Source organism: Pseudoalteromonas sp. SWXJZ94C, from assembly GCF_015864385.1.
Taxonomy (GTDB): Bacteria; Pseudomonadota; Gammaproteobacteria; order Enterobacterales; family Alteromonadaceae; genus Pseudoalteromonas.
In genome coordinates this window covers 59,586-72,652 of sequence record NZ_JADYXF010000007.1, presented here as the reverse complement: position 1 = coordinate 72,652, position 13,067 = coordinate 59,586, and the positions used below count along the sequence as shown (strand labels likewise).

The following is a 13,067-nucleotide window of genomic DNA, read 5'->3' as shown; positions in this document are numbered from 1 at the left end:
CTAAGTTAATACTATTAGCTGCGGTGAATTCGATCTCGATTAACTATCCTAAACACAAACCCCAACAACGTTGCTGGGGTTTTTAATCATTTTGGTTGAGCTTAATTACTTACGAGTTAAAAACATTGCATCACCATAACTAAAAAAGCGATATTGTTTTTCAATCGCGGTGTTGTATGCATTCATTATGTTGTCTTGCCCGCTAAATGCACTAACAAGCATAATAAGTGTTGATTCTGGTAAGTGAAAATTAGTTATCATGGCATCAACAACGTTAAACTGATAACCCGGGTAGATAAATATATCTGTATCACCAAAGTAAGTATCTAATTTACCGCCATGTACCTTTGCTGCAGACTCTAATGAACGAACCGACGTTGTACCTATAGCAATAACTCGACCGCCTCGAGCTTTAGTTTGCGCCACTGCATCTACAACTTCATCAGGTACTTCTATATACTCTGAGTGCATAATATGTTCATCAACACTGTCAACTCGTACAGGCTGAAACGTACCAGCACCAACGTGCAGAGTAACAAAAGCCATTTGAACGCCTTTACTTTTAAGCGCTGCCATTAACTTATCATCAAAATGCAAGCCAGCAGTAGGGGCTGCTACAGCACCTGGTTTTTCACCATAAACTGTTTGATAGCGCTCACGGTCTGCTTCATTGTCTGGACGGTCTATGTACGGCGGTAATGGCATATGACCAATATCGTTCAGTATGTCGAGAACATTTTGACTATGATCAAACTCAAGCTCAAATAATGTATCGTGACGCGCAACCATAACTGCTTTTGCTTTACCTTCAAGAATGACTTCGTTGCCTGGTTTCAATGATTTGCTTGCGCGCACATGCGCAAGTACACGATGCTCATCAAGCACTCGCTCTACTAACACTTCAACTTTGCCGCCAGACGCTTTTTGACCAAACATGCGTGCAGGTATTACTCTGGTGTTATTAAACACCAATAAGTCATTTTCATTTACTAATTCAAGTATGTCGCTAAATACTTTGTGCTCAACCACTCCACTTGGTCCATCGAGACTAAATAAGCGACTACTCGTTCGATCCGCTTTAGGAAAACGAGCTATTAATTCATCAGGTAAGTCAAAGCTAAAATCAGCCACGCGCATAATCGGTTATCCACATCATTTAAAATCGCGCCAAGTGTATAACTATCGTGTATTAAGCTCAAGAAATCGGTCTAACTTCTATTAATTTAAAAAAAGTATTTTAAATATGTACTTACGCTGAATTACCTTGTTCTTATCAAAAAATATCATTACTCTAACTTCGTTAAATAATTTTAAGTTTTGGTAGGAGTACCCAGCACGTGGAAAATCAGCTTAAGTTGCTAATATTAAATGCAAGTAGTGCTGAACGACGTACTATTCGTACCACTTTAAATAATTTAAATGTATTTAATTTTATTGAAGCGCAAGACAGCCAACAAGCTTTAAAAATCTTAAAACAACAACCTGTCGATATTATTATTACTGGGCTAAATGTTGGTAAAATTGATGGTTGGCGCTTTTCACGAATGATTCGTTCAGGCTTATTAAAAACCCCTAAAAATACGCCAATATTACTTATTCCCCCTATCTATTGCGAGCGAATAGCTGAAACAACGGCACGCAGTTATGGTATTGATGCAGTATTACCTTTTGAACATCAAGACATGTTGCCACAGGTTTTAGCTAATGTACTGTCAACTCATTTAGAAAAAAGCAGTAGATTAAACCTATTATTATTAGAGCCACTTCAAAGCAAAGCCGATAGCATTAGTGAAGAACTCAAACTAAATTTTGCAATTACACATGTAACATCATGTAAATCAGCTCTTAATGCTTATAACCAGCAACAATTTGCAATAGTACTTTTAGATGCCACTGCAGACAGAGCCGATAGAGCTAGCGTGTTAGTAGAAAACATTCTGCAACACAACTCTAAACAAGCCATTGTGACAATTATAGATAATGCTGATGCCGACTATGCCGAGCGACTTTTACTATCTGGCGTTACTGATTTTATTCGCGCACCTTACGACTCTTCTTTTTTAAATAAAGTCTGTGATCACGCTGCTCGCCGCGAAGATTTTATGGTTAGCTACGCTGAGTTTGCTCATAAAGTAGAGCAACTAAGCTTAAGCGAAATGAAATATAAAGAGTTGTTCTCTGCCCACCAACGTATTTTATTACATTTAAATACCGTTGTGCTTGAGCTTGATCAGCAAGGTCATATTCGCTTTATAAACCCAGCATGGGAAACACTAAGCGGGTTTGGCGTTAAAACGTCTTTACAGAAATCATTAACTGATTTTTGTACTGACGAGTGTCGAAAAAAATTACAAAGTACAATAAATGATATTCTGCATGGTGGTGAACAAAAACAACAGATTGAAGTTAAAATAAATCAAAAGAATGGTAGTAAAATTTGGGTTGAATGCAGGCTACAGCTTATTAAAAACAGCCATAATAATGCCACTATTACAGCGACAATCGATAATATTCATGAACGAAAGCAAGCTGAACTACAACTGCGTCATTTAGCATTGCACGACACTCTTACCGGTTTGCACAATCGCTATTACTTTGACCAACAACTTAATCGTATATGCCAACCTAAACATACACACTCAAATATCGAACATGCTTTAATTTATATCGATCTTGATCATTTTAAAATAATAAATGACAGCCAAGGTCATCACCAAGGTGATATTGTTTTAAAAGAAGCGGCAAGGTTGTTTAAAGAAAATATTGGCGATGAACATCTTGTTTGCCGAATTGGTGGAGATGAATTTGCTGTAATCTTAACCAACATGAACTTACTTGAGGCGCACTTAGTTGCTGAGGGCGTATGTAGCGCAATCGAAAAACATGCTTTTAAATCAGACGATCAAGTTTATACAATAAGTTGTTCTATTGGTTTAGCTCAAATAACATCAAAAAATTGCGACCCTAATGAATGTTTAAAACAAGCTGATATCGCACTATATATTGCTAAAAATTTAGGTCGTAATTTAGTTCACTGTTATTGCAAAGAAGATGCACAAAATAACACGCTGCAAACGGGTTTAGAGTGGGGTCATGAAATTCGCCAAGCGCTAAAACAAGATAATATAGAACTTCATTATCAACCAATATGGGATTTCAAAGAAAGTAGAGTTGCTTATTTTGAAGCCCTTCTGCGCTTAAAGCTTAATGATAAGCTGATATACCCTGACCAATTTATTCCCTCATTAGAGATGTTAAATGATACATTTTTAATGGATCAGTGCGTTATTCGTAACGCTATTGAATGTGTATCAAAACACCCAGAACTCAACCAGGTGGCAATTAACCTATCCGCTCAATCATTTTTAGATGAACGATTACTGCCTCTTATAGAATCGAATTTAGCAAAGTACCAAGTATCACCTAGCCGTATTATTTTTGAAATAACCGAATCAGCAAGCATTAATAACTTAAAGGCAACACGCAAAATGATCGAAAAGCTTAATAGCTTAGGCTGTCACTTTTCGATTGATGACTTTGGAACAGGCTTTAGTACTTTTAATTATCTAAAGCAATTACCTGCACAGCATGTAAAAATTGATGGCTCGTTTGTACGTGACATGCTAAATGATCCTATAGACCTAGCATTAGTTAAAGCCATTAACGATATAAGTCGCTCACTCGATAAACGCTCTGTAGCGGAATATGTTGAAAATAAAGAAATATTTTTCGCACTAAAGGAGATTGGTGTAGATTACGGGCAAGGCTACTTTATAGCGCGCCCAATCCCTGTTGAAAAAGTAAAAGCGGAGCTTGAAAAAGTTTTAAACAATAAAACTTTTTACCAACAATAACCTAGCTAACAATAAACATTATTAAACAATTTTAAGCATTTTATTACTACCATTATTACCTTTCTTACCTATACTTTCCTTACTGCTCAACAAATGTCACGCACTTTAATGTATTACATGTTAAAGAAGTAACATTACCACTTATCAGTACATAACTATGATGATGAGCTTACTGCTACTTTGGATTTTAAGGAGAAAGGTATGATGCAATTAGTTATTTTATTACTGATTATTCACTTTACCATTGCTTACCAATGTTACCGTTACGCATGTATTAAAGGCTACCCTGTTAAAGTATTTACCATATTGGGATGCATACCTTATTTTAACTTAGTAGTTTGGATTTACTTATTATTTTTACCTGAACTAGAACCTTTTGAAAGCCATTCCCATGAACAAAAGCAGCCTTTATAGGCTGCTCTACTTTTTAAATTATACTAATTCTATAAAGTAAGTAATCATTATTACAGCAAGTAATATTTTAATAACTACCTTTAATTAATATTACTCTGCTTTGGTAAAATCTAAGCTACATTGATGCTTTAAAAATAACTCAAGCTGTTGGCTAAACAATTTAAAATCACGAATTCGCCCTGTCGTTTTACGCCACAAAATACCAATATCTCGGTATGCATCACTTTGTGATGGTGTTGCCACCATATTCTTATTTTCTAAAATTCCGGCATTAATTGCCATCTGAGGTAAAAAAGTTACCCCTAGCTGATACTCAACCATGCTAAGTAATGTGTGTAAGCTTGCCGCTTCAAATGGATTAATACAACTAGCACGATTTAAATGACACGCACTAAGCGCATGGCCTGTCATACAGTGCTCACGCTCTAATAAGAATACGCTAGCCTCTGGTAAGAGGTTAAAGTCTACTACGTCTTTTGCAGCGGTATAATTTTTATGATGCACCAAACTAAACTGATCTTTTGCGAGAACTTGCGTATGAAATTTATCAGTTTCGTAAGGCAAAGCTAATAGTGCTAAATCGATATGACCATGCTCAAGCTTATCGAGCAGTTTATCGCTTGTATCTTCTATTAATATAAGTTCTAAATCACAAAAGGTTTCTTTGCAAAAATGATACAAAGGAGCGGCTATAAAGCTCGCTATAGTGGGTATTACACCAACGGTGAGTTTGCCACTTAGTGGTGTTAAAAAGCTTTTAGTAAGCTCTTTTAAACTAATTGTATCGTTAATTATTTTACGAGAGCGCTCTACTACTTCCTCACCAATACTGGTAAACATAAGGCTGCGATTTTCGCGTTCAATAAGCTGACAACCCAAAGTTTCTTCGAGGTTTTGGATAGCACTGCTTAAGGTAGATTGCCCTATAAAGCATGCACTTGCTGCGCGACCAAAGTGTTGATGCTGATGTACAGCCAATAAATACTGTAGTTGTTTAATACTTGGAAGATTAGTCATTTTTTCTTTCCACAAATAAAAAGACCCCAACACCTAGGGCATTGAGATCTTTTCAAGCTAAAAGTCTTTGAGTACTTTTTTGTTAAACCCCAAAAGCGGTTCTTAGTACGTAGAAAATAACAATAGCAAGGGCAGCACCAACTGGCAATGTAATTACCCAAGAAACTACAATGTTTCTAATAACGCCCATATTAAGAGCACCAATTCCACGTGCCATACCTACACCTAATACCGCGCCAACTAAGGTTTGAGTAGTAGAAATTGGCATACCGGTACCAGATGCAATAACAACTGTTGAAGCAGCAGCTAGTTCAGCAGCAAAACCACGGCTAGGTGTTAAATGTGTAATACCTTCACCAATCGTTTTAATTACTTTTTTACCTAAAATAGCAAGACCAGCAACAATACCAAAACCACCTAGAGGTAGAATCCACCAAGCAATAGCAGCTTTCTTAGCAATTTCACCGTTGTTTTCAACAATGTTTACTACAGCAGCTAGTGGACCAATTGCATTTGCAACATCGTTAGAGCCATGTGCAAAAGCCATACAACATGCAGTTAATACCATTAATACAGCAAATACTTTTTCAACATTGTTGAACTGCATTTGTTTGTCTGCTTTAGGATCAATGTTTAAGCGAGAGATAGCAATCTTACCAATTATACCAACAACAACTGCTACAGCAATTGCTAAGGCATACCCTTCAACTGCGCCTAGGTCTACACCAACGTGCTTTAAACCTTTTTTAATTGTAACCAAAGCCATAATAAAGCCAGCTAAACCCATATAAAGTGGTACATAGCGTTTAGCATTTTTTAGCGGTGCATCAGTATTAAAAATAAGTTTTTGTGCACTCATAAATATTAAGTATGCAATAAAGCCAGATATAGCTGGGGTTATAATCCAACTACCAACAATACCACCAACTTTATCCCATTGAATCGCTTCAGTGCCCACTGCAACAAGAGCGAAACCGATGATTGCACCAATAATTGAATGAGTAGTCGAAACCGGCCAGCCTAAAAATGAAGCCATTAATAGCCAAGCGCCTGCTGCGAATAAAGACGAGATCATACCCAAAACCATCAGTTCTGGAATATCTAAAAATGGTGTTGCGTCGATAATTCCTTTACGAATTGTCGATGTTACTTCTCCACCAGCTAAGTAAGCGCCTGCAAATTCAAAAATCATCGCTATAAAAATAGCTTGTTTTATCGTTAACGCTTTAGAACCTACTGATGTACCCATGGCGTTAGCTACGTCATTCGCGCCAATACCATAAGCCATAAAAAAGCCGACTGCTGCGGCAATTAAAATTAATACCGTGCCGTAAGATGCAATGATATCCATTGTAAAACCTTAATCTTTCGTGATTGAACTGAGTGTAAATTAACGAGCTAACATCAGCTCAAGACGTGATCCTACGCGCTCTGCAATATCTGCAAGCTCGCCAACCCATTCAATTATTTTGTATAAGAACATAACATCTATTGGGTTTAACTCACCTTCTACAGCACGTAGTTGGCGGCGTATTTTTATCTGCATTTCATCCGTGTCTTGTTCTATGGCATCCAATTCAACTAACATTTTTTCTACTAAGGTCACTTCTCGACCTTTAAAACCCGTTTCTAACAACTCTTCTAACTCATTAATTGCTTTTGATGCTTGTTTTGTCGCATCAACACAACGATTTAAGTAAGTTAAAAAGTCTGCTTGCATTACTTTTGGAATGGTCATTTCTCGACCAATCACACGACCAGCAATGTCTTTTGCTTTGTTAGCAATTTTATCTTGTTGGGTTACTAATTCGAGCAGATCTGTACGCTCTACCGGCATGAATAAACCACGCGGTAATTGTAAACGTATATCTCTTTTCATATCATCGGCTTCACGCTCTAAATTACGAATAGTGATACGAAGCTCTTCAGCCTGTACCCATTCTTCTTTAAATACGTGATTAAAAAAAGGTATCAAAGCTTTACTTGCTTGATGAACCTTCTTGATGTGTTCTTCCATTGGTTTGATAGGAGATTTTGCAAACACTCCTAAAAACGCGTTTGTAGGCATAACTGATCCTTTAATCAAATTGATATGCTTTGCGGCATGAATTTTACAGCATTCACAACGTTTGTGAACGCTTTTTATTGTTCTACTTGCGCTTACAATGCATAAAACGACACAAGGTCGCTTTAATACAAAAGAACGAAATAATGAAATCTACAATGATTTTTCTATATCTTCTTGAGATGTATGGCGAATATCTTTGCCATTTACAAAATATATAATGTATTCAGCAATATTCTGGCAGCGATCGCCTATACGTTCTAATGAACGAACAGACCAAACTAAGTCCATAATTTTCGGGATTGAGCGTGGATCTTCCATCATATAGGTCATTATTTGACGTGTAATGGCTTCATACTCTCTATCTACCTTGGCATCTTCTTTATGAACTTGAAATGCACGTTGCACATCCATACGAGCAAATGCATCAAGAACATCGTGAAGCATTTTTAAAACTTGGCGTCCCATATTCTCAATATTTACTAATAAGTCTTGTTGATCTTTAGTAAATGAGTCTAGTGCAACTTTTGCAATTCGTTTTGCTTCATCACCAATTCGCTCTAAATCGGCTATCGTCTTGGCAATTGCAACAACCAAGCGTAAATCGCTAGCTGCAGGTTGGCGACGAGCAATAATGCGCGTACATTCTTCGTCAATACTCACTTCCATTGCATTTACTTTGTAATCGTTTTCACGTACTTTTTGCGCAAGTTCCGCATCATTACGACTAACTGCATCAAGTGCGCTGTTTAGTTGCTGTTCTACTAAACCACCCATACTTAATACATGATTACGTACATTTTCTAGTTCTTGGTTAAAACGACCAGAAATGTGCTTATTAATATTATGTTCCATAATTACTTTCTCTCTTAAACTTTTACAACACGCTATAACGTACTAACTAGCCGTAACGACCGGTAATATAATCTTCAGTCTTTTTCTTGTTTGGCGTTGTGAATAAAGTATTTGTATCTGAATATTCAATAAGCTCACCCATATACATAAAGGCAGTTTGATCAGACACACGCGCTGCTTGTTGCATGTTGTGCGTAACAATAACAACGGTAAATTTGTTTTTTAAATCGTTTATAAGCTCTTCAATTACTAAAGTAGAAATTGGATCAAGTGCCGATGTAGGTTCATCTAATAAAAGCACTTCTGGCTCAATTGCAATTGAGCGAGCAATAACCAAACGCTGCTGTTGACCACCCGATAGACCAAAGGCACTATCGTGTAACCTATCTTTTACTTCGTCCCACAAAGCGGCACCACGAAGTGATTGCTCTACCACTTCATCAAGTTTACGTTTCTCTTTTATACCTTGTAAGCGTAGACCATATACCACATTCTCATAGATTGATTTTGGGAATGGATTTGGACGCTGAAATACCATGCCTACGTTACGGCGAAGCGCTGCTACATCTACGCTTTTATCATAAATATTTTGACCATGAAGTATAATTTCACCTTCAATTCGGCAAATATCCACTAAATCGTTCATGCGGTTGATACAACGTAAAAGCGTTGATTTACCACAACCCGATGGACCGATAAACGCCGTTACCTGACCTTTAGGAATATTCATATTTACTTTATTAAGCGCCTGCTTGTCACCGTAGTAAAGATCAAGGTCTTTAATCTCTAACGCTTTTTGGTCATCAGTTAAGTTATCTAAGTCTAACTTTAAGCTTTTATTAGCTTGGTTTACTTTTGGAGCCACTGTAATCATGTTTGTTACCTATAAATTCTTTACTAATTAGTGTTCAAGCGATCTGTATTTTTCACGTAAGTGATTACGTATACCAATAGCAGTTATGTTGAGAGTAATAATCACCGTCACTAATAAAAATGCCGTTGCATATACTAGCGGACGCGCCGCTTCAACATTAGGGCTTTGGAAGCCAACATCGTAAATATGAAATCCTAAATGCATGAACTTTCTATCTAAGTGAAAGTACGGGAAGTTGCCATCAAGCGGTAACGTTGGTGCCATTTTTACAACACCTACCAACATCAATGGGGCAACTTCACCTGCAGCACGTGCAACAGCCAGTATTAAACCAGTCATAATTGCAGGACTTGCCATTGGAATAACAATACGCCATAACGTTTCAACTTTTGTAGCGCCTAGCGCTAATGAACCATCACGTACTGTACTTGGAATTCGAGATAGACCTTCTTCAGTCGATACAATAACAACAGGCAACGTTAATATAGCGAGCGTTAATGCCGACCACATAACACCAGGTGTACCAAACACAGGGGTTGGCGACGATTCTGGATAAAATAATTGGTCTAAGCTACCACCAAGCATATATACAAAAAATCCTAAACCAAATACACCATATACAATAGACGGCACACCGGCTAAATTAATTACCGCAATGCGTATCATTTTAGTGACTGCATTTTTAGCTGCATATTCATGTAAGTAAATAGCAGCAACCACACCAAATGGCGTCACAATTACAGCCATAAGCATAACCATGAACACAGTGCCAAATATTGCTGGAAATACGCCACCTTCGGTATTAGCTTCACGTGGGTCATCTGATACAAACTTACCTAACTGTATAAAGTAATGACCTAACTTTGCAAAAAAGCCCATATCGTTCGGAAACCAAACATCGAGTACTTGATACATTGGAATAGTAACAATTTCGCCGCGCATATCTTTTACAGTTACATGGTCACGTTTAGCTTGCTTACGAAGAGCAAATAACTCTTCTTCAAGTACACCATACTGCGCACGTAAATCTGCTCGCGATTGAGCAAGCTCAGCAACGCGCTCATCTGTTAATTCGTTATCAAGTAAATAGCTTTTCTCTTTTAAACGTAAGCGCTCAAGTTCATAGTTGATATGCCCAATGTCGCCATTTTGTAAATCAAGTGCTTCATCATTTAAATCAACTGCGCGCTCAACAAGATCATGTAAAGTTGTAACCTTATCGCCAGTAACAATCTGACCATCTTTAATTACGCTTTCAACATAGCCATAAAAGTTACCATTTTTACTTCGCTCAAATACTGCAAGCGCTGCTGGAGTCGACTTTTCTTTTATGTCAGTTTCTAATATCCAACGAAAATCTAAATCTACGTATTCACGGTTACCCGTTTTAATTAGTAAACGCTCAAATTCTTCTTTATCGAATGCCGAAACATCAACGCCTGTTGCTGCTAAACGCTCTTTTGGCACCATTTCACGGTCATATACTTCACCAATAACGGTTTGTTTTGCAATTGACCCTTCAAGCTCATACTGCATAACCTCTGAAGGCCAAAAAAAACTTAATCCTTTCCAGGCTATCATTGCTAATAAACCTAAAACCGAAATTAAACTGATGCTCACTGCACCACCGGTCATCCAAATCCAAGGAGAACCAGACCTAAACCACTGCTTTACCATGTCGTGTCTCTCCACTTACATTGAGCTGTATTTTTCACGCAATTGCTGACGAACAAATTCAGCGATTGTGTTGAAAATAAAGGTGAATATGAATAGTACAAATGCTGCCAAGAACAATATTCTATAGTGTGAACTGCCTACTTCCGATTCTGGCATTTCAACCGCAATATTTGCTGCAAGCGTACGCATACCCTGAAAGATGCTCCAATCCATAATAGGTGTATTACCTGTTGCCATTAATACAATCATGGTTTCGCCAACTGCGCGACCAAGTCCCATCATTACAGCAGAGAAAATACCAGGGCTTGCCGTTAATAAAATAACGCGTACCAGTGTTTGCCACTGCGTTGCACCTAATGCTAATGAACCATTTGATAAGTGCTTAGGCACACTAAATACGGCATCTTCAGCAATCGAAAATATGGTAGGAATAACCGCAAAACCCATCGCAATACCAACTACCAGCGAGTTACGCTGATCGAACGTCATACCTAGCTCGTTCGTTAAGTATTGACGTACATTGCCATCAAACATCCAAAGTTCAACAACTCCGCTCATAGCAAACGAAAGCCAACCAATAAATAAAACAACCGGAATAAGGATAATTGAATGAGAACCTTCAGGAATTTTATGACGAATTTTTGCTGGCAATTTAGTCCAGGCTAAACCTGTCGCTAACATACCTAGAGGTAATAGTATGAGTAAGCCAACAATTGCAGGTAAATGTTCTTCTATTAATGGTGCTAACCAAAGACCCGCTAAAAAACCTAAAATAACCGTTGGTAATGCTTCCATAATTTCAACGGTAGGTTTAACCACTTTACGTAATTTGCTCGACATAAAGTATGCTGTGTAAATTGCTGCCGAAAGCGCAATAGGTACAGCAAAAAGCATGGCATAAAAAGCCGCCTTTAAAGTACCAAAAGATATAGGCACTAACGAAAACTTAGATTCAAAGTCATCACTGGCTGATGTTGATTGCCAAATATAACCAGGCTCAGGGTAACCTTCGTACCACACTTCTTGCCAAAGTGCTGACCATGTTACTTCTGGATGCTCGTTATGAATTTCTAATACGGTTAGCTTGTTGTCAGCTAAAATTAACGCTGCATTTGAACGCGGTGCAATTGCAAAGTGCTTAATTGCACCTTCACTTACTTTACCCTGCCATAATTTTGCTTCGCTCGTTGTGTAATACACACCTAGCTCACCATTATTGCCGGTAGTAAAAAAAGTACGACGGTAAAATTCAGTAAATATATTTAGCTTACTTTGCTTAGTTGTTTCAAACGAACGTATTTTTTGGTATTCACGTCCCGTATCGGTGTTTACTTCAAACCACTGCGAAATCTCACCGTTGTCGTTAGCAAGCATAAGTGAGTTTGCGCCTGCTAGCAGTTGTGCCGATACAATGTTTGCATTTTCTTCGTTAGCCGAAAGTAACTGAATTTGCTCTATCTCACTTGGATCACGTGTATCGTATACATAAACTTGATTAGCCGAGCGAACAAACACACGAGTGGTGTCTGGTGACATTAAAAGCTCATCTACACGACCTTCAACATCAAGCTCTGTACGCTCTACAACCCACTCAACTTCACCACTAAACATATTTTCTTCAGCAATAAAGCTACTAAATAAAACACGCTTATCGGCAGTTAGCGCCACAACCGCTGTTTTGTCTTCATAATGACTAAATGCAAAACGCGTTATTGCCGCACCTTGCTCGTCTACTTCTAACCCCATTTCACCTAACGGATAATCAACTCGTGGCGTTAGTTTGCGTTCGTTATTTGGAAATGTAACCAAAAATTTAGGTACGACTACCATTACAGTGCCGTTTTCTAAACCATATGCATATTGCCCTTGAAACGGCGCGCTTGTTGCAAAGCTGCTTACTTCGCTTGGAAGTGCTATATCAAGTGTTTTAAGCTTTTTGCCAAAATGCTCTTTTTCGACATTATAAAAATCAACTTTACCTTGCTGACTTAATAAATAAGCAACCTCGGTTTGTTCTTCAACACCTAAACCTACTATTTGTTCTGCATTCGTAATATTTAAGCTATCGCGCTTTTCAACTTTAGCTGATTCAAAAATTGGTTGTACTACATAAAGAAGGTAAAAGAAGATTAATAGCAGCGCTATTAATACCATTACTCCGCCTGCGGTTATGCCAAACTTGGCAACCCGATCTTTAATTAGACGGCTTCGATCCGCATTAAAAGTCGGTTTATTCGGATTGGAAGTCATCAAAACACCTTTATATCTTAACGTTGTATAAATTATATTTCATCAAGATGACAGTAATGTT

Annotated in this window: 10 protein-coding genes; 2 read left to right on the top strand and 8 right to left on the bottom strand. The window is 37.8% G+C overall.

All coding sequences use genetic code 11. The features are described from left to right. Positions 1-105: 105 nt before the first annotated feature. Positions 106-1,137, bottom strand: a complete 1,032-nt coding sequence (gene queA / locus I6F65_RS04495; protein ID WP_166108787.1) for a tRNA preQ1(34) S-adenosylmethionine ribosyltransferase-isomerase QueA — start codon at positions 1,135-1,137, stop codon at positions 106-108. A 200-nt stretch (positions 1,138-1,337) separates the two neighbouring features. Between queA and I6F65_RS04490 the strand changes: the two genes are divergently transcribed. Beyond that, entirely contained in the window at positions 1,338-3,854 is a 2,517-nt protein-coding gene (locus I6F65_RS04490) for an EAL domain-containing protein (protein WP_197111711.1), read from the top strand. 201 nt (positions 3,855-4,055) lie between these two features. Beyond that, positions 4,056-4,268, top strand: a complete 213-nt coding sequence (locus I6F65_RS04485) for a hypothetical protein (RefSeq protein WP_024610477.1) — start codon at positions 4,056-4,058, stop codon at positions 4,266-4,268. Positions 4,269-4,358: 90 nt separating this feature from the next. Here the strand turns inward: I6F65_RS04485 and I6F65_RS04480 are convergent, their stop codons facing one another. From I6F65_RS04480 to I6F65_RS04450, 7 genes are all read right to left on the bottom strand, one after another. Next, positions 4,359-5,285 (bottom strand): hydrogen peroxide-inducible genes activator, encoded by a 927-nt coding sequence (locus I6F65_RS04480; protein WP_166108785.1) that lies wholly within the window; start codon positions 5,283-5,285, stop codon positions 4,359-4,361. Between the two features lie 82 nt (positions 5,286-5,367). Continuing rightward, positions 5,368-6,636 carry an inorganic phosphate transporter gene (locus I6F65_RS04475; RefSeq protein ID WP_024610475.1) on the bottom strand — a complete coding sequence of 423 codons (1,269 nt, stop codon included), beginning with the start codon at positions 6,634-6,636 and terminating at the stop codon, positions 5,368-5,370. A gap of 39 nt (positions 6,637-6,675) precedes the next feature. Continuing rightward, the gene (locus I6F65_RS04470) at positions 6,676-7,353 is read right to left on the bottom strand and encodes a TIGR00153 family protein (protein WP_024610474.1); all 678 of its coding nucleotides are present in this window, start codon (positions 7,351-7,353) and stop codon (positions 6,676-6,678) included. A gap of 150 nt (positions 7,354-7,503) precedes the next feature. Then, a complete protein-coding gene (phoU, locus tag I6F65_RS04465) occupies positions 7,504-8,205 on the bottom strand; it encodes a phosphate signaling complex protein PhoU (RefSeq protein WP_024610473.1) in 702 nt (233 codons plus the stop codon). Between the two features lie 46 nt (positions 8,206-8,251). After that, positions 8,252-9,079, bottom strand: coding sequence for a phosphate ABC transporter ATP-binding protein PstB (pstB, locus tag I6F65_RS04460; RefSeq protein ID WP_024610472.1), 828 nt, complete (start codon positions 9,077-9,079; stop codon positions 8,252-8,254). 27 nt (positions 9,080-9,106) lie between these two features. Continuing rightward, the gene (gene pstA / locus I6F65_RS04455) at positions 9,107-10,756 is read right to left on the bottom strand and encodes a phosphate ABC transporter permease PstA (RefSeq protein WP_024610471.1); all 1,650 of its coding nucleotides are present in this window, start codon (positions 10,754-10,756) and stop codon (positions 9,107-9,109) included. 15 nt (positions 10,757-10,771) lie between these two features. Then, positions 10,772-13,006 (bottom strand): ABC transporter permease subunit, encoded by a 2,235-nt coding sequence (locus I6F65_RS04450; RefSeq protein WP_024610470.1) that lies wholly within the window; start codon positions 13,004-13,006, stop codon positions 10,772-10,774. Between the last annotated feature and the right edge of the window lie 61 nt (positions 13,007-13,067).